The organism is Phycicoccus sp. Soil802, assembly GCF_001429605.1.
Classification (GTDB): domain Bacteria; phylum Actinomycetota; class Actinomycetes; order Actinomycetales; family Dermatophilaceae; genus Pedococcus.
On the sequence record NZ_LMSS01000002.1, the window covers coordinates 611,322 to 638,130 of the forward strand.

General features: G+C 71.2%; 22 protein-coding genes. 12 read left to right on the top strand and 10 right to left on the bottom strand.

Annotated elements, in window-relative coordinates; all coding sequences use genetic code 11:
- The first annotated feature begins 265 nt into the window (after positions 1-265).
- Together ASG91_RS06300 and ASG91_RS06305 are read left to right on the top strand one after the other, a co-directional pair.
- Positions 266-898 (top strand): L,D-transpeptidase family protein, encoded by a 633-nt coding sequence (locus ASG91_RS06300; protein WP_056921719.1) that lies wholly within the window; start codon positions 266-268, stop codon positions 896-898.
- Between the two features lie 126 nt (positions 899-1,024).
- Entirely contained in the window at positions 1,025-2,791 is a 1,767-nt protein-coding gene (locus tag ASG91_RS06305) for a GAF domain-containing SpoIIE family protein phosphatase (RefSeq protein WP_056921720.1), read from the top strand.
- Positions 2,792-3,381: 590 nt separating this feature from the next.
- Here ASG91_RS06305 and ASG91_RS06310 read toward each other — a convergent pair.
- From ASG91_RS06310 to ASG91_RS20870, 3 genes are all read right to left on the bottom strand, one after another.
- Positions 3,382-3,603: a hypothetical protein gene (locus ASG91_RS06310; RefSeq protein ID WP_157606118.1), complete on the bottom strand. Its 222-nt coding sequence runs from the start codon at positions 3,601-3,603 to the stop codon at positions 3,382-3,384.
- A 72-nt stretch (positions 3,604-3,675) separates the two neighbouring features.
- On the bottom strand, positions 3,676-5,196 hold the full coding sequence (locus ASG91_RS06315; protein ID WP_056921722.1) for an RNA polymerase sigma factor: 1,521 nt from the start codon (positions 5,194-5,196) through the stop codon (positions 3,676-3,678).
- Entirely contained in the window at positions 5,189-5,518 is a 330-nt protein-coding gene (locus ASG91_RS20870) for a hypothetical protein (protein ID WP_162257508.1), read from the bottom strand. Before ASG91_RS20870 ends, ASG91_RS06315 begins: the two co-directional genes overlap by 8 nt.
- A gap of 299 nt (positions 5,519-5,817) precedes the next feature.
- Between ASG91_RS20870 and ASG91_RS06325 the strand changes: the two genes are divergently transcribed.
- The gene (locus ASG91_RS06325; RefSeq protein ID WP_157606121.1) at positions 5,818-6,747 is read left to right on the top strand and encodes a hypothetical protein; all 930 of its coding nucleotides are present in this window, start codon (positions 5,818-5,820) and stop codon (positions 6,745-6,747) included.
- A gap of 161 nt (positions 6,748-6,908) precedes the next feature.
- Here the strand turns inward: ASG91_RS06325 and ASG91_RS06330 are convergent, their stop codons facing one another.
- From ASG91_RS06330 to ASG91_RS06350, 5 genes are all read right to left on the bottom strand, one after another.
- Positions 6,909-7,757 (bottom strand): hypothetical protein, encoded by an 849-nt coding sequence (locus ASG91_RS06330; protein WP_056921725.1) that lies wholly within the window; start codon positions 7,755-7,757, stop codon positions 6,909-6,911.
- Between the two features lie 115 nt (positions 7,758-7,872).
- Positions 7,873-8,232: a hypothetical protein gene (locus ASG91_RS06335; protein WP_056921726.1), complete on the bottom strand. Its 360-nt coding sequence runs from the start codon at positions 8,230-8,232 to the stop codon at positions 7,873-7,875.
- 74 nt (positions 8,233-8,306) lie between these two features.
- Positions 8,307-9,878 carry a long-chain fatty acid--CoA ligase gene (locus ASG91_RS06340; RefSeq protein WP_056921727.1) on the bottom strand — a complete coding sequence of 524 codons (1,572 nt, stop codon included), beginning with the start codon at positions 9,876-9,878 and terminating at the stop codon, positions 8,307-8,309.
- Positions 9,879-9,883: 5 nt separating this feature from the next.
- Complete coding sequence (locus tag ASG91_RS06345; protein ID WP_056921728.1) at positions 9,884-11,011, bottom strand: DUF5938 domain-containing protein; 1,128 nt, start codon at positions 11,009-11,011, stop codon at positions 9,884-9,886.
- 94 nt (positions 11,012-11,105) lie between these two features.
- Entirely contained in the window at positions 11,106-11,897 is a 792-nt protein-coding gene (locus ASG91_RS06350) for an SDR family NAD(P)-dependent oxidoreductase (RefSeq protein WP_056921729.1), read from the bottom strand.
- Positions 11,898-12,144: 247 nt separating this feature from the next.
- On the opposite strand from ASG91_RS06350, the gene ASG91_RS06355 reads away from it, so the two are divergent.
- Entirely contained in the window at positions 12,145-12,777 is a 633-nt protein-coding gene (locus ASG91_RS06355; RefSeq protein ID WP_056921839.1) for a TetR/AcrR family transcriptional regulator, read from the top strand.
- Between the two features lie 15 nt (positions 12,778-12,792).
- Here the strand turns inward: ASG91_RS06355 and ASG91_RS06360 are convergent, their stop codons facing one another.
- Together ASG91_RS06360 and ASG91_RS06365 are read right to left on the bottom strand one after the other, a co-directional pair.
- On the bottom strand, positions 12,793-13,344 hold the full coding sequence (locus ASG91_RS06360; protein WP_056921730.1) for a LytR C-terminal domain-containing protein: 552 nt from the start codon (positions 13,342-13,344) through the stop codon (positions 12,793-12,795).
- Between the two features lie 389 nt (positions 13,345-13,733).
- On the bottom strand, positions 13,734-14,477 hold the full coding sequence (locus tag ASG91_RS06365) for a DUF4118 domain-containing protein (RefSeq protein WP_056921731.1): 744 nt from the start codon (positions 14,475-14,477) through the stop codon (positions 13,734-13,736).
- A gap of 130 nt (positions 14,478-14,607) precedes the next feature.
- On the opposite strand from ASG91_RS06365, the gene kdpF reads away from it, so the two are divergent.
- From kdpF to ASG91_RS06405, 8 genes are all read left to right on the top strand, one after another.
- Positions 14,608-14,706 (top strand): K(+)-transporting ATPase subunit F, encoded by a 99-nt coding sequence (gene kdpF / locus ASG91_RS06370; protein ID WP_235545444.1) that lies wholly within the window; start codon positions 14,608-14,610, stop codon positions 14,704-14,706.
- On the top strand, positions 14,706-16,355 hold the full coding sequence (kdpA, locus tag ASG91_RS06375; protein ID WP_056921733.1) for a potassium-transporting ATPase subunit KdpA: 1,650 nt from the start codon (positions 14,706-14,708) through the stop codon (positions 16,353-16,355). Before kdpF ends, kdpA begins: the two co-directional genes overlap by 1 nt.
- Positions 16,352-18,376, top strand: a complete 2,025-nt coding sequence (gene kdpB, locus ASG91_RS06380) for a potassium-transporting ATPase subunit KdpB (RefSeq protein WP_056921734.1) — start codon at positions 16,352-16,354, stop codon at positions 18,374-18,376. The genes kdpA and kdpB overlap by 4 nt, the downstream gene beginning before the upstream one ends.
- Before the next feature lie 4 nt (positions 18,377-18,380).
- Positions 18,381-18,947, top strand: coding sequence for a potassium-transporting ATPase subunit KdpC (gene kdpC / locus ASG91_RS06385; protein WP_056921735.1), 567 nt, complete (start codon positions 18,381-18,383; stop codon positions 18,945-18,947).
- A gap of 46 nt (positions 18,948-18,993) precedes the next feature.
- Positions 18,994-21,537 carry a DUF4118 domain-containing protein gene (locus tag ASG91_RS06390; protein ID WP_056921736.1) on the top strand — a complete coding sequence of 848 codons (2,544 nt, stop codon included), beginning with the start codon at positions 18,994-18,996 and terminating at the stop codon, positions 21,535-21,537.
- The gene (locus ASG91_RS06395) at positions 21,534-22,223 is read left to right on the top strand and encodes a response regulator transcription factor (RefSeq protein ID WP_056921737.1); all 690 of its coding nucleotides are present in this window, start codon (positions 21,534-21,536) and stop codon (positions 22,221-22,223) included. The genes ASG91_RS06390 and ASG91_RS06395 overlap by 4 nt, the downstream gene beginning before the upstream one ends.
- Positions 22,224-22,507: 284 nt before the next feature.
- Positions 22,508-26,401, top strand: a complete 3,894-nt coding sequence (locus tag ASG91_RS06400) for an ATP-binding protein (protein ID WP_157606127.1) — start codon at positions 22,508-22,510, stop codon at positions 26,399-26,401.
- A 4-nt stretch (positions 26,402-26,405) separates the two neighbouring features.
- Positions 26,406-26,807 carry a roadblock/LC7 domain-containing protein gene (locus ASG91_RS06405; RefSeq protein ID WP_056921840.1) on the top strand — a complete coding sequence of 134 codons (402 nt, stop codon included), beginning with the start codon at positions 26,406-26,408 and terminating at the stop codon, positions 26,805-26,807.
- The last annotated feature ends 2 nt before the right edge of the window (positions 26,808-26,809 follow it).

The following is a 26,809-nucleotide window of genomic DNA, read 5'->3' on the forward strand; positions in this document are numbered from 1 at the left end:
GCGTGACGGACGCTCCGCGTCGAGCGGACGGGGCCGCCACCGACCGGGCCACCGACCCCCTGGCCCGCGGTGGCTCGAGGTCCCGCGGCCGGTTCGACTGGCCGTGACCCTCACGACCGGGTCGGCTGTTGCTGTCGGCGCCCTTGCCGGTCTCGGGCTGGGACCGTTCCGCGATGCGCCGCCTCCTGCAGGGCATCAGGCATCCGCCCTAGCGACCGCTGACGCGACGTCGCAGGACACGCCCACGAGTGGTGCCAACTCAGCCGTGCCCGACCCCACACCACCGTCCCCGAGCACGGGAGCTGATGTCCCACGCACCCTCCCACTCGGGGCGCGCACGCTCGGCACCGTTGCCGACACGACGAGCCAGGTCGTCATCGTCCGTGGGACGACGACGGGGTCGAACGCCGCCACGATCCAGTTCTACGAGCGGGTCGGGGCGGACTGGGTGCCCCGGGCCACCTGGCAGGGGCATGTCGGCAAGCGCGGCTGGAGCACCCACCACGTCGAGGGCGACCTCAGGACGCCGGTCGGCACGTTCGGCCTGACGGACGCGGGCGGGCGCAAGGCCGACCCGGGGTCGAAGCTGCCCTATGACCAGTCGACCGCGTTCACGCCTCCTGCGCCGCAGGCGGGCTTCGGTGACTCGACGGCGGACGCGTTCGACTACGTCATCGCAGTGAACTACAACCGGGCGGCGGGGAGGACGCCGCTCGACTTCACCCGACCTCTCGGTGCCGTTCGTGGGGGTGGCATCTGGCTGCACGTCGACCACGGCGGTCCCACACACGGCTGTGTCTCGGTGCCCAGGGCAGCCATGCGCTACCTGTTGCTCCACCTGTCACCGCAGGCGCGTCCGGTCGTCGTCATGGGCGCCGCGGCCCAGCTCAGTCGCTGAGGCACGGCGCCGCCCACGTCATCGGAGCGGCTGACGAAAAGGACGGGGACGTCGTCGACCTGCTCGCCGGCGTCCAGTTTCTGCCAAAGGTCCAGTTCTGGGGACCCCGTGCTGCAATCATTCGGCATGACCTCGGCACCCGGCGACGCTCTGGGCGACCGGCTCATGGGTCTGGCCCGGGTCACGGCGGAGCTGATCCAGGCAACCACGGCAGACGCAGTCACCAAGATCGTCGTCGAGCACAGCGCGGCGGCCGTGGGAGCCACCATCGCCTCCCTGAGCCTTCGAGTTGAACCCGACGAGGTTCGGCTCGCCGGACTCTGGGGCGGGATGGATGGCGATGCCGAGACCTACGCCTCGTACCCGCTGAGCACCTCAACGCCCGCCACGGATGTCATCCGCTCGCGACGACGCCTCGTGCTCGTCGGTCGGGAGGAGATCCTTCGTGCCTACCCCGACCTGCCCCGGATCGACCGAGGTGAGCGCTCCATCCTCGCGCTCCCGCTGAACACCGCCAGCGGCACGCTGGGCGCCATCGGCCTCTCCTTTCCGGGGCAGCGCCAGTTCGAGGCGGCGGAGCTGGACTTCCTCGACATCCTCGCGGACAGCTGCGCCCAGGCTCTCCTCCGCATCCAGGCCGAGGACCGGGCCACCGACCGGCAGGCGCAGCTGTCGTTCCTGGCGGAGGCCTCGGCGGAGCTCGCGAGCAGCCTGGACTACGAGTCCACCCTGGCGCGGGTGGCGCAGCTGGCGGTCCCCACGTTCGCGGACTGGTGCGCGATCGACCTGGTCAAGGACAACCGCCTGCGCCGTCTCGCCGTGGCCCACGTCGACCCGGCCAAGGTCGAGTTCGCCCACGAGCTCGCCGAGCGCTACCCGAGCGACCCGGACTCAGGGGCCGGCGCGTGGCAGGTGATGAGGACGGGCCGCAGCGAGCTCATTGCGCAGATCACCGACGAGATGCTGGTCGCAGCGGCGCGCGACGAGGAACACCTGCGCATTGCCCGGGAGCTGACACTGCACAGTGCGATCACCGTGCCACTGATCGCCCGCGGACGGACCATCGGCGTGATCTCGTGGGTCCGGGCAGAGTCGCAGATCCGCTACTCCCAGGACGACGTCGACTTCGCCGAGGAGCTCGCGCGCAGGGCCGCTGTGTCGATCGACAACTCGGATCTGCACAGCCAGACGTTGGCCGTGTCGGTGCGACTCCAGCACGCCGTTCTCCCTCTCGCCCTACCCGTGCTGGAGGGGTGCGAGGTCGCGGCGTACTACTCGGCCTCGGGTCGGACCGGTGTCGGTGGCGACTTCTACGACGTGCTCGCCCTGCCTGGTGGACGGGTAGCACTCTTCGTCGGTGACGTGATGGGGCGAGGAGTCGAGGCCGCGGCGGCGATGGCTCAGATGCGGGCCTCGGTGCGGGCCTACCTCGCGGTCGACCCGCAGCCGGACGGCGTGCTCAGCAAGCTCGACCTGATGATGGCCGCCTACGGTGAGGACCAGCTCGTCACGCTGGTCTACCTGCTCGCCGATCCCTCGACGGACACGCTCCTGGTGGCCAACGCAGGCCACCCGGCGCCGTCCCTGCTCCGAGCAGACCGCTCGGTCGCACAGCTCCCCTCCGCTGACGGAGGCCCCCTCGGGATCCCCGCGGGCGCCCGTCAACACCACCGGGTCGCCTTCTGCCCGGGCGACACGGTCCTGCTCTTCACCGATGGTCTGATCGAGCGGCGCACGGAGGACATCGACGCTGGTCGAGCGCGGCTCACCGGGGCGCTCGACGCTCTCGCCGAGGAGGGCCTGGACACGGCGCTCGGCCGCCTTGTCGCACTGGTCCGGGACGAGACGCAGGACGACGACGTCGCCGCCGTCGCGCTTCGCCGTCTGGCCTAGCCTCCCCCGGGTCGTCCCCGTCGTGACCCCGGCCCGGCTGGGCCCTCCGCGAGGGTGAAGCGCGTGACGAACAGGTGAACTCTTGTCGCGTTGACCAGGCGTCGCGTAAGGCGGGTCGGGGTCGGCGCGTCCTAGTAGCTGACCGGAGCCACCCAGCCAGTGGTCGGTCGCGGACGGCACCCACCAGTCCACCCCCGGACCAAGTGGGCCGCCGTCGGTCACGAGCGGCGGGCGCCCCAACCCCCTCACCCCGGGGGCGCCCGTCGTTCTGACGTGCCCACGGCATACCCACCTTGGCCGCGCTTCTGGAGTCGCTGCGGACGCCTCGCGTCACGAGTCGGCCAGCTGGACGTCCTAGGAGTGGGCGGCGTGGTCGCAGGGGATCACGCCGCCCGTCCCAGGGGACGGTCGATGCCCCGGGCCAGGCCCAGCTGGATGTTGCCGACCTCGGCAAGTCCAGTGGCAAGGGGCTGGACTGCTCGGCCCACGTGACCCGGGAGGTCAGCTGACCTGCGTCTGCCACGACAAGGCGGCCGGCTCCGACTTCGGAACCGGCCGCCTCGTGGTCCGCGGCGCTCTGGACGAGCGAGTCAGGGGGCCGAGTCCGAGGCCAGGTTCGCGCCCCACTGGGTGGTCTCGTGCACCATGTGGTAGGCGGCGGCGTAGACGTCCGACAGGGCTTCGAGCATGCAGCACGGATCCATGAGGTCGGACCCGGTGGAGTCAGCGTTGAGGAAGCTCGCCCACTCGACAGCTCGTTTCAGGGACTCCAGGTCCTGGACCGACACCGACGTCCGATCAGATGACTGCATGCCGCCCTCCCTGGGTGCGACGCGTCCACCGCGACCAGGGCGGCGACGAGAACGTGCGCCGAGAGCAGGGCCTCACGGCGGCCATGTGGTCCCGACCGTGCCCGTCGCAGGCGACCCGTTGGCGTAGGTGCCCTCCACGGTGGCGCGCACCTGACCGCGGGCATCCGCAGCCCAGACGGTGTGGATCGTGCCGCTCCATCGACCGTCTGAAGCCGGGCCGGCGGTGCAGGTCACGACATCCTGATTCTGCGTGCAGGAACCCCAGTCGCCGCCGACCCCCGCCATGGTCACTCCGCCGGGAAGCTGAAGGGTGAGGCGTACCGGACCCTCGACGCCCTGGGCCGACGCGGACACACCGATCGACGTGTCGGACCGGGGGCCGGCTAGGGCGAGGTCGACGGTCAGCGGGCTGGTGCGCGGGGCCGGACTGGTGGTCGTGGAGGTGACAACAGGGGGACGTGACGTGGCGGCGACCGGGGTGGGCGCCGGCCCCGGGCGCGAAGGCTTCGCGACCGACGGCACCGGGGCGGACGACCTCGTTCGTGTTGTCGTGCTCGGGGTCGGTTTCGGTCGAGCCGTGGTGGTGAGCGAGGTGACCGGAGGGAGCGGCACGGTCTGCAGGGGTTGTGCGACCGGTGGCGCGGTCATTGCCTCGGGTCGCCCGGCGAGCAGGATCGCGACGACGGCTCCGGCGAGGGCGGCCGAGCCCACCGCCCAGCGAGCGCCCGGCCGGAAGCCCGAGACACTCAACGACGGCCCCTGGGCCCCGACGAGGGCGCCTGCGCTCCCGCCTGCTCCCACGCCGGCTGCTCCGACGCCCGCCGCTGCCACCAGCAGCTTTGACGGTACGAGGCCGAGGACGGCGGGGCCGACGATGCCGGCGAAGTTGAGGTTGACCACCCGGAGCTCGTCGATGCGGCGCGTGCAGGCGACACAGCTCGCCACGTGGGCCACCAGCGCGGGTGGTGCGTCCACGTCGGAGATGGACAGGTCCGCGAGCCCGTCGATGAAGGGCTTGCACTGGGCCTCTACCCCTCGGTCGGAGAGGTGGGCGCGCAGGTAGGACAGCCGGAAGCCGCGTCGGGCGCGCTTGGCCAGCGCTGCGACACCGTTGGGTGACAGTCCCATGGCTCGGCCGACCTCGATGTTGCTGTCCTTGTCGACCGCCGTGCGCCACAGCACGATCTGCCACCGCTGGGGTAGCTCGGCGAAGGCGACGCGGACGAGCTGGAGCTCGCTCATGTGGGCGGTCGTGTCAGCGGTCGGCTTGTCGAAGAGGGCCACGTCGTCGGTCATGACGTCGCCGGCCGAAGAGCGCGTGGCCCGGCTCGCCGCCAGGTTGCGCACCGAGGTCACGAGGTAGGCGCGGACCGATGTCGTGGGTCCGGCACCGCCGGACAGGGCGGACAGCATCCCGGAGAAGGCGTCCGAGGCGATCTCCTCGGCGTCGCGCGGCTGTCGTGTCACCCGTCGGGCAGCCAGCAGCACGGAAGGGTAGTGCCTGGTCCAGAGGTCGACGGCAGCCTCGCGGTCGCCGGCTCGGAGGCGGTCCAGCAGGACTGCGTCGGGAGTCTGGTCCTCCGGGTCATCCACAGTCGGGGCCCGCCTCGGGCTCGGCGCGGGCGGCGGGCTGCTCCTGCAGCTCGTGGAGGTCCAAACCCGGATAGAGGGGCGCCACGCTGAAGTGGACGTCGCCGGCTTCCCCGGCCGCGACATCCGCACGACGCTCGGCCTCGGCGACCGCGAGGGCGGCGAGACCGTTGGCGTACGGACCGGAGTAGGTGGCCAGCGTGCACCCGTGGATGTTGGTCACGACGACGTGGGGCATGTCGATCTCGTCGATCTCCATCGAGTACATGATTCGCGCAATGCGCTCCATGTCGCCCGCGCCGTGCGGAAACTGCGACTCACTCACCTACCCACATCCTCGTTCGCCGAAAGAGCCTGCCCTACACGCATCAAGACTCCCCAGCGATCGATTCATGACGCCGCCACCCCCGACCCGGATCGAGGTCAGGACCCGGGTCCCGTAATGCCCGACTGACCCAGGCTGTCTAGGCAGTGACGCTCGTTTTCTCCGGTCCCCGCCAGGTGCTCCCTCTCGTCAGTCGCGGCAGGCATGGTGCGGCGCTGGGCGAAGCGGGGTCAGCACGGCTCTCGTGGGCGACCAGCTCTCGAGGGAGTTCGCTATGCCTGGAAGAGGTGTGACTTCGCATGAGCTTCGCGTCAACCAGGACCTGCAGGGCCGATCGCCCGCTCGCTCCGCACCAGCACCACGACCACTCATCCCACCGCCGCTCAACCCGGCGACGCCTGCGCGGCTCGTACTGCGCCGCGGCCGTGGCCGTGGCCCTCTCCGTCCCGTCGTTCGATGCCGCGAAGGCGGGCGCCCCGGCGACCTCAGCGACCTCGGCGACCTCGGCAGTGTCGGCGGACGCGGCGGTGTCGGCGGCCGCGGCGGTGTCGGCGACGTCAGGGGGCTGGGCGACCTCGGCCGACCCGGACCAGCCGGTGACCCGCGACTCCACGGGGCAGCTGGCCTCGACCTCCTCCGCCCGGCAGGCCCGTCGCGTCTGCGTGCGCGTGGCCAACGTGCGCTCCGGCTCCGGTCTCTCCCACCGCGTGGTGACCACCCTGAAGCGGGGGACGACGGTACGCGGGACGACGACCCGGGGGTGGCTGCGGATCCGCGCGGCCCGCTGGATCTCCCTGTCCGTCACCTGCCCAGCGGGCGGCTCGAAGGCCGCGCGTGCGGGACTGGGAAGCTTCAGCGCCTGGGTCCGCGCCATCGACCCGGCGGGGAACGCCCGATGGACGATGGACCACGCGCGCAGGCACACCCGCGGGAACGTCCGGGGACTGACCGTGTTCCAGAGCTCTGGACCAGCGCGGTCGACCGTCTACATCCAGCCGGGGATGACCTGGTCGAAGACCAAGCTGGTGATGGCCCACGAGGCGATCCACGTCAGGCAGATCCGCTACGGCGGCTTCAGGCACTCGCTCGAGGTCTTCGGCAGTGTCCGGGGGATGGAGCGGGCCGCGGACTGTGGGGCGACCATCATCCTGGGCCGGGTCGTCAGGAGCGGTTGCCCCGCGGGGCTGGCACCCCCCGTGCGGCGCCTCCTGGCTGGGCGCCCCGCCTAGACCGACCCTGCACTCCCCGAGGCGGGGTAGGAAACGGCGGGCGGTTGCAGGCCCGCCCGCCGTTTCCGGCAACCTGCATCCCCCGATGACAGGTCAATGGTGGAGACGGCTCATCGGCCGAAGTGTGACGCGACGACGTCAGGTCGATCCGCGCGACTCACTCACGGTGACCATCCAGACCCGCACGGGCGGTCGGCCGCGCCGCTGCGCGGCACGACGTCGACGCGCACCACGGCGGCCACGATGTCCCCGAGCCGGCCACCCGGCGCCAGGTCGACGGCCCCCGAGTCCGCGTCGACGTGGACGTACTCGCCATAGAGCACGAAGAGCGCGCCGGCGGCCGTCACGGCTCGCCGCCACCGCCGGTATGCCGGGTGGTCACCGCTGCGGGTCCACTCCAGGAGGGACACCTCCCGGCCGTCGACGGTGCCGGTGAGCGAGAAGAGCGCGCCGTCGAGGGCGCCCTGGACCGTGGCCGTGATGGGCGCGTGCGCGGTGATCCAGCCGAGCTCGTCGATGGCGAACAGCTCGAACCCCAGCTCGAGGTAGGTCGAGATCCAGGCCGAGCGACCTTCCGCCTGTTCCAGCTCGCGGTGGACGATGGGATCCGACGTCGTGAAGACCAGACCTGGCAGGTCGTCGCCGTCGGTGCCGGAGGGCGGGAGCAGGGCGTAGTGCATGTCCGACTCCCCGGTGTAGGGGTCGGCGGTGGTCGCGTCGACGGGCGCGGTGACGACCTGCAGCCGGGGTGGTTGGCAGGACCGGTGGTGGACCTCGGCCGAGAACTGCCGGTACCGGAAGCCGGCTTCGGGCGGGGGTGGGTCGGGGACCCGCACCTCGACGGTCAGGGACCTGCGGTCGCTGCTGTCGAACGGCCCCGAACACGTGGCGCAGCTGCGGGCCGAGGTCGCCGTCGCGACCACGTAGTGCGTGGTGTCCGCGGTCTTGAAGATGCTCAGCTCGGGGGGCCAGTCCACCTTGTCGACCCCCGGGTCCCCCACGGCGCGCACCCGCACTCCTCTCGTCGAGCTTCCTTCCTCGAGGGACGTCGCAGGAGCTCGGACGTGACGGAGCGTGACTGACCTGGTCCGTCACGGAGGAGCTGAGCCCCCGCTACGGGTCGGCTCAGCGCTGGTAGGCCAGCCGCCGTGCGTGCAGGACCTTGGCGTAGATGGCGGTGACCTCGTCCAGCGTGGACACCGGCACGGCGGTGACGTGCTTCCACCCGGGGCCGGTCGCGGTGACCCGCACCGTACCGACGACGCCGGGGGCTCCGCTGGGGTCGGCCTCCGAGGCGTGCGCCGGGGTGCTGCCGTCGTCGATCTGCCACTCGACCTGCTTGGTCGACGACAAGCCACTGGGGGTCGCCACGGTGTCAGGGCTCAGGGTGATGTCGCCGATGCGCTGCCTGAACCGCGCATCCGACCCAAGGCGGTACCGAGAACGGGGAGGGCTGGCGTGGGTCGTGGTCTGGGGTGCGGGCATGCACCAAGAGACGCGGCACCCGCTCGATCGTGACGGTTCCCGAGCGCGGGCGCGGCTGTCGCCGGTGCGGTCGGCTAGCCGTCGACCGGCGTCCCCAGCTCGGCCTTGATCTCGCTCTTCAGCACCTTGCCGACCTTGGAGCGGGGCAGCTCGGCCCAGACGTGCACCGCCTTGGGAGCCTTGACGCCGCCGATCCGCGCCTTGACGAAGGCGATGACCTCGGCAGGGTCGACGGTGCGGTCGGGCAGGGCCTGGACGACCGCCTCGACACGCTCGCCCCACTTGTCGTCGGGCAGCCCGATGACGGCACAGTCCTGGAGGTCGGGGTGCTGCATGAGGGCCTGCTCCACCTCCGTCGAGTACACGTTGAAGCCACCGGTGATGATCATGTCCTTGGCCCGGTCGACGATGAACAGGAAGCCGTCGTCGTCGAGGTAGCCGATGTCGCCGGTGTGGTGCCAGCCGAACCGCGAGGCCTCCGCCGTCGCGTCGGGGTTGCGGTAGTACCCCGGCATCACGAGCGAGGACCGCACGACGATCTCGCCGCGCTCACCGCGGGGCAGCAGTCGTCCGTCGAGGTCCATGATGGCGACGGTCACCAGCGGTGCCGGCCGGCCGGCCGAGGACAGCCGTTCGACCGCGACCGAGCCGTCGGGTCGGAAGTGGTCGGCTGGGGGCATCATCGACACCATCATCGGCGCCTCGGTCTGGCCGAAGAGCTGCGCCATCACCGGCCCGATGCGAGTCAGCGCCTCTTCGAGCCGCGTGGCCGACATCGGTGCCGCGCCGTACCAGAAGCACTGCAACGACGAGAGATCCGTCGCGTCGAGGGCGTCGTGGCCGAGCACCATGTAGATCAGTGTCGGCGGCAGGAAGGTGTGGGTGACGTGATGCTTTTCGAGCAGCTGGAGGAAGCCACCCACGTCGGGGCGCCGCATGATGACGACCTCGCCACCACGGCAGAGGATCGGGAAGCAGAGCACGCCGGCCGCGTGGGTGAGCGGCGCGAGCGCCAGGTAGACCGGTCGGCCATCGAACGGGTAGCCCATCAAGGTCAACGCCGTCATGGTCTCGAGGTTCGTGCCGGTGAGCATCACACCCTTGGGGCGCCCGGTCGTGCCGCCAGTGCCGACGATCATGGCCAGGTCGTCGACGGCCGGCAGGTCTGGCTCGGTGTCGTCGGTTTCGGCGGCGGCGGCGCCTCGGGCCAGGAACTCGTCCCAGCCCAGGGCTCCGGCGACGGGGTCGCCTGGTGCGGCGTCGAGGCACACCCAGGTGTGCACCTTCGCCAGGTCGGCGCGGATCCGTTCGACCAGCGGGGCGAAGGACTCCTGGAACACGACGACCGTGCAGTCGAACAGGTCGAGCAGCTCGCGGTTCTCGGCGGCCTCGTTGCGCGGGTTGATCGGGCACCACACCGCGCCCGCCCGGCTGATCCCGAAGACGCAGGTGAAGGCGACCGGGTCGTTCGCCGACAGGATGGCGACCTTGTCGCCCGGCTCCACCCCACTGGCGCGCAGCGCGGAGGCGACGCGGTGCGACAACGCCTGCACCGCGGCATACGTCATGGTCTGGCCGTCGGTGGTGAGGCAGGCCGCCCCGGGGTCGAGGGAAGCGCCCTTGTCGAGGTAGTCGACGACCCGCATGCGGGTCAGCTCTCGACCGTGAGGACCGGCTCCATCACCAGGCCGAAGGCCCGCAGGGCACCCAGCAGCTCGCGGTGACCGAAGGCCTGGGACGCGGATGCGAAGCCCACCGTCCTGGGAGCCTGCTGCAGCAGCGAGTACGCGGCATACGCCTGGAGCAGGCCGGTCTGCTTGTAGTTGCTGTTGCCGTGGATGACGCAGTGCGCGCGCCCGAGCGGGCCGGAGGCGTGCACGGAGTCGAGCGACTTGTTGACCCGGGGGTTCTCGCGCGGTGGCATCTGGTTCATCACCTGGGCCGCGGTCGCGTCGAGGGCGTCGTACTTGGCGTCGAGGTCCATGTCCTTGGTGGCCTCCAGCGCGGCTGCCACGATCTGCGGCACCCCGAGCATGAGCGGCCGGTTGAACACGCCTCCGAGGGCGCGGACGGTGGCGACCCGCGGGTCCTTCCGGAACCACACCGGGTGGGAGGTGCCCCCCCACGGCAGGGCCAGGGCGAGCTCGTGCTGGCCGGGGATGGAGAGCTGGTAGAGGCCGGCCTCGGGGTCCCACGGCTGGTAGGTGTTCTGCTCGAGGTAGTGCGCGGCCGACATGGCGGCGTTGACGAGGATCGTCTGCGTCGAGGCGATGGTCGGGCTGCCTCCCCAGAAGACGGCGATGTCGAGGGTGTCGAGGCCCGGCTTCTCGAGGCAGAGCTGGGCGGCGATCTCACCGGTGGTGTACATCTGCGCGACGCCGGGCGCGAGGAGCAGGCCGGCCGCCGCGAAGTCGGCGCCGTACTTCTCGTCGCAGGTGATGACCCAGTCCTGCTCGCCGGTGGTGTCGAGGTAGTGGACGCCGGCAGCGAGACAGGCCTCGACGACCTCGGGGCCGTAGCGCGCGAACGGGCCCACCGTGTTGCAGACGACGGAGGCGCCGCGGAACAGCTCGGTAAGCGCTTCGACGGTGTGCTCGGTCGTCGCCACCTCGTACTGCGCGGTCTCGATCCCCGCGACGTTGGTCTCCATCGACGTCTTGAGCTTCCCGGCGTCCCGGCCGGCCGCGGTGAAGGGGACGTTGTACTCGCGGAGGTACTCGCAGATCAGTCGACCGGTGTAGCCGGACGCTCCATAGACGATGACGGGCTTGTCGCTCATGCCAAATGCCTTTCAGGACAGTCGAACTCAAGGAGGGGTATGCCGCGTGGCGGCGGTACGTCGTGAGGGCGTCGGAGCGTCGAGGACGCCGGCGTCACATGCCCATGCCACCGTCGACCGGCAGGCCGGCGCCGGTGATGAACTTGGCGGCGTCGGAGGACAGGAAGACGACGGCGTCGGCCATGTCGTCGACCTGGCCGAGCCGGCCCGAGGGGGTGAGCTCGATGACCGCGCCGACCGCGGCCTCAGGGGACGGGAAGAGGCCCAGTGCCGCCACGTCGTTGGCCAGCCCGGCGCCCATGGCGGTCGGGACGAGTCCGGGGTAGATGCAGTTGACCCGTACGCCGTAGCCGAGCTTGCCGGACTCCATGGCCGCCACGCGGGTGAGTCGGTCGACGGCGGACTTCGTGGCGGAGTAGACCGAGATGCCGGGGAATGCGATCGTGGCCGCGACCGAGGCGACGTTGGTGATGCTGCCGCCCTGACCCGCGGCGCCGCCCGGACGCATCGCCCGGAGCCCGTGCTTCAGGCCGAGGGTCGTGCCGAGGATGTTGACGTCGAGCATCTTGCGGATGTCGTCCGCGTCGACCTCGGTGATGAGGCTGGTGATCTCGATGCCGGCGTTGTTGACCAGGATGTCGAGCCCCCCGAGGCGCTCGACCGTCTCCGCGACGGCCGACTCCCAGTTGGCGTCGTCGGTGACGTCGAGCCGCACGAAGCCGTGCTGGTCGCCGAGCTGCTTGGCGGTCTGCTCACCTTCGTCCTGGATGTCGGCGATCATCACGGTCGCCCCGGCCGCGGCCAACGCGGCCGCCATGCCCTCTCCGAGGCCTTGGGCCCCTCCCGTGACGAGCGCCTTGCGGCCGGTGAGGTCGATCGAGGTCATGGCGGGCTCCTTTGCCTGCGGGGCGGCGTGGGTCGACCGCCCGGTGGTACGCCGGCCGGCTGCGCATCAGGGACTGCAGCCAGCCGACGTGGGCTCAGCGTGCTCTTCGCCCTTGACACCTGTCAAGAGTTTCCTTGACACTCGTCAAGACAACCGCGGTCGCTATGCTCGGCAGCCAGGCGGAGCTCCTCAGGAAGCTCACGCCGTCGCGGTGAGGGACGTTCCGACACGGAAGGAGGGGGTGGGCGTGACGCAGGTCGTGGAGCCGCAGACCGACCGCTTCGACCGGGTCCGGGTCGACAAGTTCGAGGCCCGCCGCGGCGAGCTGGCGGATGCGACCCTGGAGACCCTCGGTGAGCTCGGGTTCGCCCGCACCAGCCTGCGCGAGATCGCCCAGAAGACCGCCTTCTCCCACGGCGTCCTGCACTACTACTTCCGCGACAAGATCGAGCTGATCACCTACTGCGTGCGCCGCTACAAGGAGCACTGCGTGACGCGCTACGACGAGATCGTCGAGCAGGCGGCGAGTGGCGAGGAGCTCGCCGGGCTCTTCGCCGACGCCCTCGTGGGCACGATGCTCGAGGACACCGCGATGCACCGGCTCTGGTACGACATGCGCTCGCAGGCGATGTTCGAGACGGCCCTGCAGCCGACCGTCGTCGACCTCGACCACCAGCTGGAGGAGATGATCTGGCGGGTCGTCTCCCGGCACGCCGAGCTCTGCGACACCGTGCCGGCCGTGCCGTCGGTCACCGCCTACTCGGTCTTCGACGGGCTCTTCGAGAACTCCCTCATCCGGCACCTCGCGGGCGACGCGGGCGCCGCGGAGCGTCTGCGCACCGAGTCGGCCTGGCTCATCAGCACGCTCATGAAGGCCTGACCTACCTGCCGTGGGTCACGGACAGGGTCGGGTCACCGTGACGACGGAGTCGGCCGCCGCGCCACCGGTTGCGGCCGGTTCGACCTCGGACGGCACCGGCCCCAGGGACTCGTAGCCGAGCCCGATGACGACGTCGACCGAGGTGCCCTTGCGCGAGTCGGCGAACAGCTTCGCGCCGGGGATCTGGGAGGCGGTGAGCAGGGCCTGGTCGAGACCGTCGGGACCGTGGTGCACGACCGCTGACTGGGTGACGTACCAGGACTCGGGGGCGTTGCTGATCCCGTCGACCGAGAACTTGCGCTTTGCCAGGCCGGCGGCGACCTGCGCGGCGACGCCGGTGCGGCCGGTGGCGTTCATGACGTTGACCGTGAACGACGCCCGCGCGGGCGCTGGCGCGACGACCGGGCGGCACACCGGCTTCGGGGTCGGTGGGGTCATCCACCCGGCCGAGTAGGCGGCGGTCATGCTGGCGGTCCCGAGCAGCACCCCGGGCACGGTGACGAAGAGCATCACCTGGCGCATCCGGTGCTTGCGCCACAGCTGCGCCGGAGTGCGGTGGTCGGTCATCACGGTCTCTCTCGTGCCTGAGCCCGAGGCGCGTCGGCGTCCTCGGGCGTGACGGTGGGTCGCCCGGGGCTTCCGCTGGTCGTTGCTGCGTCGGTCCCTCGTGTCCCGAGGTGGGATCCCAGCGCGCTCGGGGTTCGCAGTCGCGCGCTGGGATCCCCGCTGCGGGCGGGCACAGGGGTTCTTCGCAGCACCCTCAAGACGCGTGTGGGTCACGGAAAGTGACGCGTCCTTCGGGCGAGGGTGTCTGGGGCTGGTGGTGGAGCTCGGGGTGACACCCGCCGGCGGTGGACGTGGAGGTGCTCCGCCGGCGGGTGCCGTTGGTTCGACCGGAGGGTGAGCCGGTCACCCGATAAGACACGGCGGGCCGGAAACTGTGACGCGCTCCACGGTCAGGCCGGCGGCGCCGCGGCCACCTGGTCGGCGAGGAGGACGGCGACCCGTCGCTGGTCCCGGGTCGGGCGCGCCACGTGCGAGGCGCTCGTGAGCTCGAAGTAGCCGCGCGGCGCGGGCCCCGCGTGCACGGGCAGGAGGACCACGCGGTCGACCGGGAGCCCGGAGCGCTCGACGTCGAGCGACGTGCCCCCGCGGGTGACCGAGCCGTCGCGCTCGAGGACGGGTCCGCCGGGGAGCCGGGCACTGGCCACGAAGTCACAGCGGTCGAGGTCGAGCACCTCCCGGATGCGCGCGGCCACCGAGGTCGTCACCCTCGCCAGGTCGCCGTCCCGCGCCACGGACTCGGCCGTGGCCATGACGCCGTCGAGATAGCCCCGCTGACGTCCGACGTCGGCCCGCTGCCGCTGACCCCAGAGGGCCAGCTCGGTGACGGCGACCCCCACGACCAGCAGCAGCAGCGCCACCTCGACGTCCTCGGCGCTGTCGATGGCCAGGCTCCGATACGGCTGGGTGAGGAAGAAGTCGAAACCCACCGCACCCGAGACTGCTGCGACCAGGCCGGCGGCGCGGATCCCGGTCGCCGCGGCAGCGACGATGACGAGGACGAGACCCACCGCGGCGCTCGCATCGGGCACCCTGTCGTCGGCTGCACCGATCGCCGCGCAGAGGACGAGCGGGGCGACGGCGGCAGCCGTGACGACCCAGGGGCGACGTCGGGACGCAAGCTGGTCGATCTGCATCTCTGCATCACGCCTCGCGCCACGGGCCCCGGTCAAGATCCTTGACGCGATCTGAACGCCGCGCCGTCAAGATCGCGTCAAGGGTCGTCAGGGGCCCGTCAAGGGAGTGCCTGCGCTTCGACGGAAGTCGTTGACTGACAACGTGATCGAAAACCTCGTGGCCGCAGTCCTCGGCCTCGCGCTGCTGGGATACCTCGTCTACGCACTTGTCCGCCCGGAGCGGTTCTGATGTCGGACGACCTCAGCGGTCTGCTGACGATCGGCCTCCTGGTCCTGCTCCTCGCGATGAGCTACCACCCGCTCGGGGCGTGGATGGCGAAGGTGTTCACCGACCCTCGGCACTGGCCCGTCGAAAGGGTCGTCTACCGCCTCGTGCGCGTGGACCCTGACTCGGAACAGGGCTGGCGCGCGTATGCCGCCAGCGTGCTGGCCTTCTCGGCCGTCGGGGTCGTGGCGCTGTTCGGCCTGGTCGTCGGGCAGACCCACCTGCCGGGCCGGCAGGGCTCGGACGGGATGGGGCTGACGACGGCGGTCAACACGGCGATCTCGTTCGTGACCAACACCAACTGGCAGTCGTATGCCGGTGAGGTGGGGGCGAGCCCGGTCCTCCAGACCGTGGGCCTGACCGTCCAGAACTTCGTGTCAGCGGCGGTGGGACTGGCCGTGGCCGTCGCCCTGGTCCGCGCCCTGGCTCGCCGGTCGGCCGCGGCCATCGGGAACTTCTGGGTCGACCTGGTCCGCGGGATCGTGCGGATCCTCGTGCCGGCCTCCGTCGCCGCGGCGGTCCTGCTCCTGGTCGGTGGCGTCGTGCAGAACCTCCAGGGTCCCACCGTCATCCACTCCCTGTCGGGGGCCGACCAGGTGATCCGTGGCGGCCTGGTGGCCTCGCAGGAGGCCATCAAGGAGCTCGGCACGAACGGCGGTGGCTACTTCAACGCCAACTCCGCCCACCCCTTCGAGAACCCGAACCCGCTCACCAACGTCTTCGAGATCTTCCTGATGCTCGTCATCCCGTTCGCCCTGACCCGCACCTACGGCCTGATGGTCGGCGACCGTCGGCAGGGCTGGGCGCTCGGCGGCTTCGCGGCGCTGCTGTGGGCCGGCGGAGTGGCTGTGACCAGCTGGGCGGAGGTGTCCGCCTCGGGAGGGCTGACCGGCTCGATGGAGGGCAAGGAGCAGCGCTTCGGCGTCTGGGGCTCGAGCATCTTCGCCGCCTCGACGACGGGCACCTCCACCGGCGCGGTGAACTCGATGCACGAGAGCTTCAGCCCGCTCGGTGGTGGGACGGTGCTGGCCAACATGGTCCTCGGCGAGGTGTCACCGGGCGGCGTGGGCTCCGGGCTCTACGGCATCGTCGTCGTCGCCCTGCTCGCCGTCTTCGTCGCAGGCCTGATGGTGGGTCGGACACCCGAGTACCTCGGGAAGACGATCGGCCGTCGCGAGGTGACCTGCGCGGCCCTCTACGTCCTCGTCATGCCCGTCCTGGTCCTGGTGTCCACCGGCAGCTCACTCGCCAGCGACGGACCCCGGTCCGCGATGCTCGCCACCGGACCGCACGGGCTGACCGAGGTGCTGTACGCCTATGCCTCTGCGGCGAACAACAACGGCAGCGCCTTCGCCGGCCTGACCGCCGACAACCCTTGGTACAACCTGACCCTGGCGGTGTGCATGCTCCTCGGCCGGTTCGTCCCGATGCTGCTGGTGCTGCGGCTCGCGGGGCATCTCGCCGAGCAGCCCACCCGACCTGCCACGGTCGGGACGATGCCCACCCACACCCCGCTCTTCGTCGGTCTCGCCACCGGCATCGCCCTGGTCGTGGCCGGGCTCACCTTCTTCCCGGCACTTGCCCTCGGTCCCGTCGCGGAGGCACTGTCATGACCCGATCGCTGCTGCCCGTCGTCCCGCAGGCGTTCGCCAAGCTCGACCCCCGACACGTCTACCGCTCCCCGGTCATCTTCGTGGTCTGGGTGGGGTCGGCCCTGACCACCGGTCTGGCCCTGGCCGACCCCGGTGTCTTCAGCTGGTCCGTGGCCGGGTGGCTCTGGCTGACGGTGCTCTTCGCCAACGCCGCTGAGGCCGTCGCGGAAGGCCGGGGAAAGGCGCAGGCGGCCAGTCTCCGAGCGGCCAAGCGCGAGACGATGGCCCGTCGCCTGCGCCCGGACGGCGCCGAGGAGTCGGTGCCCGGGAGCGAGCTGACCATCGGCGACACCGTGGTGGTCGAGGCCGGCCAGGTGGTGCCGGGTGACGGCGAGGTCGTCGACGGCGTCGCCACCGTGGACGAGTCCGCCATCACCGGCGAGTCCGCACCCGTCATCCGTGAGTCGGGCGGCGACCGGAGCGCGGTCACGGGTGGCACGACGGTGCTGTCCGACCGCATCGTCGTCCGGATCACGACCAAGCCGGGCGAGAGCTTCATCGACCGGATGATCGCCCTCGTCGAAGGTGCCCAACGGCAGAAGACGCCCAACGAGATCGCCCTGACGATCCTGCTCACCACGTTGACGATCGTCTTCCTCGTGACCGTGATGGCCATCCAGCCGCTGGCCGTCTACTCCGGCCACGGGCAGCCGGTGGTGGTCCTCGTCGCCCTCCTCGTCTGCCTCATCCCGACGACCATCGGCGGGCTGCTCTCCGCGATCGGTATCGCGGGCATGGACCGCCTGGTGCAGCGCAACGTCCTGGCCATGTCGGGGCGCGCCGTCGAGGCAGCTGGCGACGTCTCGACGCTCCTGCTGGACAAGACCGGCACGATCACCTTCGGCAACCGTCGCGCCACCGAGCTCCTCTCGCTCGGTGGCGGGACGAAGCACGAGCTGCCCGACGCGGCATACCTGTCGTCGCTGGCCGACTCCACGCCCGAGGGGAGGTCGATCGTGGACCTCGCCACCGCCGAGTACGCCGTCAACGGCGGCCGCTCCGCCCAGGTGCTCGTGCGCGACGGCGCGGAGTTCGTCGAGTTCAGCGCCACGACGCGCATGTCAGGGGTGGACCTGCCGGACGGGACCCACATCCGCAAGGGTGCGACGTCGGCCGTGCGTCGCTGGGTGGAGGAGTCCGGGGGTGCCGTGCCGGACCGCGTGCGGGTGCTCGTCGACGACATCAGCAGCTGCGGCGGCACGCCGCTCGTGGTGGCCCGCCAGGACGGCTCGACCCCGGCTCGTGCGTTGGGTGTCGTCCACCTCAAGGACGTGGTGAAGCCAGGCATGCGTGAACGGTTCGATGTCATGCGTGCCATGGGAATTCGCACCGTGATGATCACCGGGGACAACGCCCTCACCGCCGCCTCGATCGCCAAGGAGGCAGGAGTCGACGACTTCCTCGCGGAGGCGACCCCGGAGGACAAGATGCGCCTCATCAGGAAGGAGCAGGAGGGCGGGCGCCTCGTCGCGATGACCGGTGACGGCACCAACGACGCCCCGGCGCTCGCGCAGGCCGACGTCGGCGTGGCGATGAACTCCGGCACCTCGGCGGCCAAGGAGGCGGGCAACATGGTCGACCTCGACTCCGACCCGACCAAGCTGATCGAGGTCGTCGAGATCGGCAAGCAGCTGTTGATCACCCGCGGGGCCCTGACGACCTTCTCGATCGCCAACGACATCGCCAAGTACTTCGCGATCATCCCGGCGATGTTCATCTCGCTCTTCCCCGGCCTGGGTGCCCTCAACGTCATGCGCCTGTCGTCACCGGAGTCGGCCATGCTGTCGGCGGTCATCTTCAACGCCTTGATCATCCTTGCGCTGATCCCATTGGCACTCAAGGGAGTTCGCTACCGACCCTCCAGCGCCGCGCAGCTGTTGCGTCGCAACCTGCTCGTCTACGGCCTGGGCGGCGTCATCGCCCCGTTCATCGGCATCAAGCTCCTCGACCTCGGTGTCTCCCTCCTCCCCGGATTGGCCTGATCAGATGTCCTCACCACGCCAGCTCGTCGCGTCCCTGCGGATGCTGCTCGTCCTCACCGTGCTCCTGGGCGTGCTCTACCCGGCCGTGGTCTGGGGCGTCGGGCGAGTCGGGCTGTCCGACCGCGCGGACGGTTCCCTGGTCAGCCGGGACGGCGTGGTGGTCGGCTCGAGCCTCCTCGGCCAGGATTTCAGGGGCCCGCAGTGGTTCCACGGGCGCCCCTCCGTGAGCGCGTATGCCGGTGCCGTCAGTGGTGGTTCGAACCTCGCCGCGACGTCGCAAGCCCAGGTCGAGGCCGTGCGCGAACGTCAGGCCGCGTGGGCCGGAGTGGGTGAGGGGGCTGCGCCGCCGGACGCCCTGAGCGCCTCGGGCAGCGGCCTCGACCCCCACGTGTCGCCGGCCAACGCGATCGCGCAGGTGCCCCGGGTGGCAGCCGCCAACGGGCTGAGCGACGCCGTCGTGCGGCGGCTGGTCGACGCCCACACCGAAGGACGCTCGCTGGGCTTCCTCGGTGAGCCACGGGTCAACGTGCTCGAGCTCAACCTCGCGCTCGAGGACGAGACGCAGCGATGAGCCGCCCGACCGGTGCCGGCCGAGTGCGAGGGACGACAATCGGCTCATGAGCAGGGGAGTGCTGCGGGTCTACCTCGGCGCCGCGCCAGGCGTCGGCAAGACCGTCGCCATGCTCTCGGAGGCCCGGCGCAGGAGCGAACGCGGCACCGACGTGGTGATCGGCGTCTGCGAGAGCCACGGCCGGGCGTTCACCGCGGGTCTCATGGAAGGGGTCGAGCGGATCCCCCTGCGCGCGGTGTCGCACCGCGGCAGTGCCCTCGAGGAGCTGGACGTCGCAGCGGTCCTGGCCCGGCGACCGGAGGTCGTGCTCGTCGACGAGCTCGCCCACACCAATGCCCCGGGGAGCCCCCACGCCAAGCGCTGGGAGGACGTCGAGGAGCTCCTGGTCGCGGGCATCGACGTGATCTCCACGGTCAACGTCCAGCACCTCGAGTCACTGAACGACGTCGTCGAAGCCATCACGGGCGTCCGGCAGCAGGAGACGGTCCCTGATGACGTGGTCCGGTCGGCTGACCAGATCGAGCTCGTTGACATGTCTCCGCAGGCCCTGCGCCGCCGCCTCGCCCACGGCAACGTCTATGCCGCCGCGCAGGTCGACGCCGCGCTGGCCAACTACTTCCGCGAGGGAAACCTGTCCGCGTTGCGCGAGCTCTCCCTCCTGTGGGTGGCGGACCGCGTGGAGGAGGGGCTCGACCGCTACCGGGCCGACCACGAGATCACCGAGCTGTGGCCGACCCGGGAGCGCGTCGTCGTCGCGCTCACCGGTGGACAGGAGGGCCGGACGCTCCTGCGTCGCGGCGCCCAGATCGCCTCGAGGGCCGGCGGCGAGCTGCTCGCCGTCTACGTCACCCCTCCCGACGGCCTGGTCGACGCCAAGCTCGAGGGTCTCGCCGACCTGCGCCAGCTCACCGTCGAGCTCGGGGGCACCTTCCACACCATCAAGGGCGAGGACATCGCGGCCGCCCTCCTCGAGTTCGCCAGGGGTGTCTCCGCGCGGCAGGTGGTCATCGGCGCCTCACGTCGCCGACGCTGGCAGGAGCTGCTGTCCACCGGTGTCGGTCAGCGGGTGGTGGAGGGCTCGGGCGACATCGACGTGCACCTGGTCACGCACGAGCTGACCCGCACGGTGCGCGCGCCGTTGCGGTTCGGCCCGGCTCTCGGCGCGCGGCGTTCGGCGCTCGGCTGGGCGCTGGCGGTGCTCGGCACAGGCGCACTGGCCGGCATACTCCGGGCCACGCCCGGGTGGCACGACCTGCCCCTGGAGGTGCTCCTCTTCCTCCTGGTCACGGTCGTCACCGCCCTCGTCGGTGGGCTGTGGCCCGCGCTGGCCTCGGCGGTCCTCGGGAGCCTGGCCATCAACTGGTTCTTCACCGAGCCGGTCAACACGCTCACGATCAGCGACCCCCAGAACCTCGTCGCGCTGCTCGTCTTCGTCGTCGTCGCCGCGGCCGTCTCGTCGGTCGTGCACGTCAGCGAGCGGAGGGCGGCAGCGGCCGGCTCTGCCCGGCGCGAGGCCGACGCGCTCGCGGCCACGGCGGAGACCCTCCTGGGTGAACGCGACCCGATGCCTGCCCTCCTGCGCCAGGCGGTCGAGTTCTTCGCGGTCGACGCCGCAGCAGTCCTCTCGCGCGACGACGTGCGCTCGCCGTGGACCGTGGTGGCGGCGACCGAGGGCTTCGACCTGACGACTGTGGCGACGGCCTCGGTGCGGGCCCCGGTGGACGACACGCGGGTGCTGGTGCTCACCGGTCGGACCCTCTCGGGGGCAGACCGGCGCCTGGTGTCCGCGTTCGCCTCGCGGGCCGGGGCGATCCTCCACCGCGACGAGCTCGTGGAGCTGGCCAGGGAGGCCAAGGTGCTCGCCAAGGACAACCGCGCCCGGACCGCCCTGCTCGCAGCCGTCTCGCACGACCTGCGCACCCCGTTGGCGAGCATCAAGGCAGCAGCATCGAGCCTGCGGCAACCCGACGTCGTCTTCAGCCAGGACGACCGGGCGGACCTGCTCGAGACCATCGAGGAGTCGACCGACCGGCTGACCGGGCTGGTCGCCAACCTCCTCGACATGTCACGGCTGCAGAGCGGCTCGGTGGTGCCGAGGCTGGGCGCGGTCGACGTCGAGGGTGCTGTCGCGGTCGCCTCCGCACCGCTCCTCGGTGCCGACCGCGTGCGGATCAGCATGGACGCCACCCTGCCCCCTGCCGAGGCCGACGCCGGCCTGCTCGACCGAGTGCTGGCCAACGTCCTCGAGAACGCCCTCAAGCACTCCGGCGCAGAGGTCGTCGTGCAGGCCGCAGCCACCGGCAGCCGGGTGCAGGTGCGTGTCGTCGACCGGGGGAGGGGCGTGCCCGAGGGCGCGAAGGAGACGATCTTCGCGCCGTTCCAACGGTTCGGTGACACTCCTCGCGGCACTGGCGTGGGTCTGGGGCTGGCGGTGGCCCGGGGCCTGGTGGAGGCGATGGGTGGGTCGATCGTCGCCGAGGACACCCCGGGCGGAGGGCTCACCGTGGTGATCGAGCTCGTGCGCCACGGCCACGGTGTCGCGGCGCAGGACGGTGGCCCGACCGGCGCCACTGCGAGGATGGCGCCGTGAGCTCCATCCTCGTCGTCGACGACGAACCCCACCTGGTGCGGACGCTCGCGATCAACCTCAGGGCGCGCGACTACACCGTCGAGACGGCGGGCGACGGGCGGACCGCCCTGCAGTCGTTCCACGACGCGCCCCCCGACCTGGTGGTCCTCGACCTCGGACTCCCTGACCTCGACGGGGTGGAGGTGCTGCGACGGGTCAGGCAGGTCTCGGACGTGCCGGTCATCGTGCTGTCCGCGCGCACCGACTCGGTGGACAAGGTGGAGGCCCTCGACCTGGGCGCAGACGACTACGTCACCAAGCCCTTCGCGATGGACGAGCTGCTGGCCCGGGTCCGGGTGGCGCTCCGGCGCCGGGCGGCGGACGGCGGGTCGTCGGTCGCGGCGGTGCGCACCCCGCACTTCACCCTCGACTTCGCCGAGCGGCGTGCCGTGGCGGCCGGCGCCGAGGTGCGGCTGACCCCCACCGAGTGGAGCCTCCTTGAGGTGCTGGCCCGGCGCCCGGGACACCTCGTGTCGCAGCGTGAGCTGCTCCGTGAGGTGTGGGGTCCCGGCTACGGCCGCGAGTCGAACTACCTACGGGTGTATGCCAACCAGCTCCGGCGCAAGCTCGAACCGGACCCTGCCGTCCCGCGGTACCTCGTGACCGAGCCGGGTCAGGGGTATCGGTTGGTCGTGTCGGCCGACTGACCTCGCGGGCTGCCCGGACGGGCTGCCCCTGCTGCCACTGGAACTCGTCGCAGGCAACCGAAGTCAAACGGTGCGAGGGGGTCGACTTTTCCGGCGCCCGATCTCCCCTATACCGCCGACCCCGATGGCATGCTGGTTCGGCTCTCCGAGGTGGTCTAGTCCGTTCGGTCAGTTGTGCGCAGGCCAAACGTGCCAAGTGGCCTCCGAGGTCTATCCAGCCTCCGTGTAGGCACCCGTATGTTTCCGTTCATTCAAGTTTTCGTGTCGTGAGGAAAGGTGGCTCCGTGTCCAGACTGCAGTCGGCGGCTGGCCGTGTCCCCCAACGCTGGTCGTTCGGTCACTGGCCCCTGCGTCGAAAGCTTGCAGCCGCGATCGTCCTGCCCGTGGTCCTCGCCTTCGTGTTCGGTGGCCTGCGCGTCAAGAACGACTTCGACTCCTCCCGCCAGCTCACCCAGGCTGCCGACACGGTTCTGGTCATCCGCCCCGTCGTCGACTACAACCTCGCTGTCCAGCGGCTCGCCGCCGCGGAGAGCGTCGGCGGTGGCGGTGTCATCGCGGCGATCACCAAGTACGAGTCCGCGGCGGCCGACCTCCGCATCGCCCTCAAGGCCGAAGGCGTCCCCGAGTCCGTGAAGGCCAGCGGCCAGAGCGCCCTCGCCCTCGGCCAGGCGGTCCGCACCGCGAAGACCCAGAGCCCCTTCTCCGACATCGTCATCGACAAGTCCGGCAACATCGCGACCCTCATGTCCTCGGCCGTGAGCGACCTGGGCCTGAGCGACGACTCGGCCTCGGCCAAGATCGTCGTCGCCCTCCAGGACTCCATCGCCGCCCAGCGCGCCATGACCGGTGAGCAGCTCAACCTCTCCAACACCGACGACGCGTCCGCCAACCTGCGCGCGATCGGTCAGGTCGGAGCCGAGACCGCCGCCCTCACGCGACTCCTCTCGACCGCGCCGGCCAACCAGGTCAGCCAGGCCCGCCAGCTCCTCAACGAGAACGGCCGCCGCAACTACACGCTCCAGCAGCAGCCCCCGGACAAGGCCCAGATCGCTGGCCTCGGCATCGTGATCGAGTCGAGCAACGCCGGTTACGCCACGCTGATGGACGGCCAGCTGCAGGCCCTGGAGGCCAACCTCCGTGACCGCGCCGCCCAGCACCGCGCCGAGGCAATCCTCAACGCCGCGATCGTGGTCCTCGCGCTCGCCGCCGCCCTCGGCCTGGTCGTCGCCCTCATCCGCTCCCTGCTCATCCCCATCCGCGCCGTGCGTCAGGGCGCCCTCGACGTGGCGAACATTCGCCTCCCCGAGGCCGTTGCCGCGATGCGTGATGGTGAGGAGCTCCCCGAGTTCGTCCCGATCCCGGTCCACACGACCGAGGAGATGGGCCAGCTCGCCCGCGCCGTGGACGACCTCCACACCCAGGCCCGCACGCTGGCTGGTGACCAGGCCCGCCTCCGGGTCCAGGTCGGCCACATGTTCGAGACCCTGTCACGCCGCAGCACCTCCCTCATCGACCAGCAGCTCAGCCTGATCGAGCGCCTGGAGAGCGACGAGGAAGACCCGAAGCGCCTCCAGAGCCTCTTCCGCCTCGACCACCTCGCCGCCCGTATGCGCCGGAACAGCGACTCGCTGCTGGTGCTCGCCGGCACCTCGACCCGTCGTGGCATGTCCGGCTCGGTCTCGGTCTCCGACGCCGTCCGTGCGGCCGTGTCCGAGGTCGAGAACTACGAGCGCATCGACATCGGCGACACCTCGAACGACCACGTGCTCGGCGCTGTGGGCTCCGACCTCATCCACCTGGTCGCGGAGATCGTCGACAACGCCCTGTCCTACTCCCCGCCCACCTCCCGCGTGGCCATCCGTGGTGCCCGTACGCCCGAAGGCGGGCTCCTCATCGAGGTCGCCGACCGTGGCCTCGGTATGCCGCCCAAGGACCTCGCGACCCTCAACGACCAGCTCGCGCACGGCGGCGACATCACCGCCGACACCGCGCGCCGCATGGGTCTGTTCGTGGTGGGAAGCCTCGCCAAGCGGCACGGCATCGCCGTCCGCCTGCGTCGCAACGGCGACGACAAGCAGGGCGTCACCGTGTCGATCCACCTGCCAGCCGGCCTGCTGGCCGACAGCGCCAAGGGCGAGCGTCCGGTCCGTCCGGCTGCCGCTGCCGCTCCCGCGGAGGCTGCTCCCGCCCCCACGACGCCGACGTCCGCCGTCGGTGGCACCACCAAGGCCGGCCTGCCCACCCGGGTCCGCGGAGCCAGTGGCGCCACGCCCAGCCCCGTGGCCGACGCCGCCAAGAAGCTGCCAACCCGGACGCCCGGTGCGCACGGCCCCACGGCCGCGAACGCCATCCAGGCGCCGCCGGCGAAGCCCGTCATCGAGGGCTCCGAGGCCGCTGAGGAGAAGGCAGCCACCAACGGCCACGCCGAGACCCAGCCGGTCAACGGCCACGCGGCCAAGGCCGACCAGGTCTCCGACGCCCCGGTCAACGGCTCCGCCCCCGCGGAGGCGCCGGCCGCCGTCGGGGCCAAGGACGCAGCGGCCAAGGACGTCGAGGACGAGGCCGCCACGGTCGACGCGAAGGCGGAGGCCACGGGTGACCCGAAGGCAGACGCTCCGGTGGAGCCGCAGGTCGACGCGGTTGACGCGAAGGCTGACGCGAAGACTGACGCGCCGGAGGCTGAGGCCACCGAGCCGCAGCGCTCTGCGGCCGGCCTGCCGGTCCGCACGCCGCGCGCCACCGGGATCACCGAGTACCGCGAGTTCGAGGACGCCCCGTCCACGGAGCAGCAGGACGCGACTCCCGACAAGGGCGCCGGGAAGGCAGACCTCCCCGCAGCCAGGGGTGGCCGGCTCAGCTGGCTCCCGGGTCGCGCCAAGGCGGCAGCCGAGGCGGCCCGCCTCGAGGCCGAGGCCGAGGCCAACGAGCCCCGCCAGATGCCGTCGAACCTGTCCGCCTGGCTGGAGCACCGCGCCAAGATCGTCGAGGCCTCCAAGGCTCGCGAGCTCGGTGCCGACGCCCCGACCGAGGCCCCCGCGACCAGCGGCAGCACCGACTCCACGGACGCGACCGACGCCACGCCCGACTCCGGCACCGAGATCCACGTGCCCGCCGAGTGGGTGGCCGAGGCCGAGGCCGACGCCGCGGAAGCCACCCCCGAGGTCGCCGCCGAGGCCGTCGTGGCGGACGCTGCGGTGGACACCGTCGAGACCGAGGTCGCGGCACCGGCCGACAGCACCGAGGTCCTCGAGGCGCCCGTCACCGAGGCCGGTCACCTCCCGACCCGCATCCCGGGGGCGACTGCCTCCGCGACCGCTGGCCTGCAGGAGACCGAGGCCCCCAGCTCCCGCCCGCGGGTGCGAGCCCACAACACGTCGTTCTTCGGCGCTCGCCGGGCCCGCGACGTGGCGGCTGTCGAGGCCACCCCGGTGGTCGAGGAGCCGGCAGTCGAGGTCCTGGTCGACGAGGCGCCCGTCGCCGAGGTCGCCGAGGTCAACGAGTCGGCCGAGGTCGCCGAGGTCATCGAGTCGGCCGAGGTCGCCGAGGAGACCGCGGCAGTCGAGCAGGAGACCGTGGCGCCCGCCGCCGAGGTCACCGAGCAGGTCGCCGAGGAGCCCGCCGAGGAGCCCGCCGAGGTCCACGTCGCCGTCGAGGCCGAGCACGTCGAGCCGGAGCAGGTCGAGGCCGAGCACGTCGAGCCCGAGCCCTTCGAGGCCGAGCAGTCGGAGCCGGAGCAGGTCGTGCCGGTCGTGGCCGAGGCCGAGGCCGACGTCGACCCGGAGGCCGAGCTGGCGGAGGCGCCCAGCGGCAACCTCAACGACACCCCCATCTTCCGGGCGATGATGTCCCGCTGGCTGACGGATGACAGCGATTCGGCAGCCGCGGCGACGTCGTGGTCCACCAACGAGGCGGACCAGGCCTGGTCTGCCGCAGCACGGATCGAGGAGACCCAACCCCTGGAAGAGTCAGCAGCCGGTCTCCCCAAGCGACGCCCCGGGAACTACCTGATCCCCGGTGCGGTCGACGAGGCCGACGAGAAGCCCGCTGCCCCCGCAGCATCGCGACGCGATCCCGAAGCGATCCGCCGCAACCTCAACCGCCACAAGAACGGTGTGAGCTCCGCTCGCACCGAGGCACAAGATGGAACACACCGAGAGGAAGCCGATGTTCACCACTGACGCCATGGCCCAGCCCAAGGGCGAGTACGACTGGCTCGTGGCCAAGTTCGCGACGGAGACCCCTGGCGTGTCACACGCCATCCTGGTCTCGGCCGACGGGCTTCCCATGGCCGCCAGCGAGCAGCTCCCCGTGGATCGGGCCGAGCAGATGGCAGCCGTGGCCTCGGGCATGGCCAGCCTCGCCTCTGGTGCGGCTCGCCTGTTCCAGGGTGGCACGGTCCTCCAGTCCGTCATCGAGATGGAGCTGGGTTACCTGCTCCTCATGAGTGTCGGAGACGGCTCGCACCTGGCAGCACTCACCAGCACCGACTCTGACATCGGTCAGGTCGGCTACGAGATGGCGGTTCTGGTTGACCGCGTCGGCAAGATGATCGACGCGTCTGCCCGGACCCCCATGACGGGCTAGTC

What these genes read in the sequence shown, in the direction of transcription:
- ASG91_RS06360 (WP_056921730.1), bottom strand. Translation starts at nt 13,344, where the DNA reads ATGACCGACCACCGCACTCCGGCGCAGCTGTGGCGCAAGCACCGGATG.
- ASG91_RS06310 (WP_157606118.1), bottom strand. Translation starts at nt 3,603, where the DNA reads ATGCAGTCATCTGATCGGACGTCGGTGTCGGTCCAGGACCTGGAGTCC.
- kdpC (WP_056921735.1), top strand. Translation starts at nt 18,381, where the DNA reads ATGTCCTCACCACGCCAGCTCGTCGCGTCCCTGCGGATGCTGCTCGTC.
- ASG91_RS06390 (WP_056921736.1), top strand. Translation starts at nt 18,994, where the DNA reads ATGAGCAGGGGAGTGCTGCGGGTCTACCTCGGCGCCGCGCCAGGCGTC.
- ASG91_RS06325 (WP_157606121.1), top strand. Translation starts at nt 5,818, where the DNA reads ATGAGCTTCGCGTCAACCAGGACCTGCAGGGCCGATCGCCCGCTCGCT.
- ASG91_RS06365 (WP_056921731.1), bottom strand. Translation starts at nt 14,477, where the DNA reads ATGCAGATCGACCAGCTTGCGTCCCGACGTCGCCCCTGGGTCGTCACG.
- ASG91_RS06350 (WP_056921729.1), bottom strand. Translation starts at nt 11,897, where the DNA reads ATGACCTCGATCGACCTCACCGGCCGCAAGGCGCTCGTCACGGGAGGG.
- ASG91_RS06405 (WP_056921840.1), top strand. Translation starts at nt 26,406, where the DNA reads ATGGCCCAGCCCAAGGGCGAGTACGACTGGCTCGTGGCCAAGTTCGCG.
- kdpB (WP_056921734.1), top strand. Translation starts at nt 16,352, where the DNA reads ATGACCCGATCGCTGCTGCCCGTCGTCCCGCAGGCGTTCGCCAAGCTC.
- ASG91_RS06335 (WP_056921726.1), bottom strand. Translation starts at nt 8,232, where the DNA reads ATGCCCGCACCCCAGACCACGACCCACGCCAGCCCTCCCCGTTCTCGG.
- ASG91_RS06345 (WP_056921728.1), bottom strand. Translation starts at nt 11,011, where the DNA reads ATGAGCGACAAGCCCGTCATCGTCTATGGAGCGTCCGGCTACACCGGT.
- ASG91_RS06305 (WP_056921720.1), top strand. Translation starts at nt 1,025, where the DNA reads ATGACCTCGGCACCCGGCGACGCTCTGGGCGACCGGCTCATGGGTCTG.
- ASG91_RS06340 (WP_056921727.1), bottom strand. Translation starts at nt 9,878, where the DNA reads ATGCGGGTCGTCGACTACCTCGACAAGGGCGCTTCCCTCGACCCCGGG.
- kdpA (WP_056921733.1), top strand. Translation starts at nt 14,706, where the DNA reads ATGTCGGACGACCTCAGCGGTCTGCTGACGATCGGCCTCCTGGTCCTG.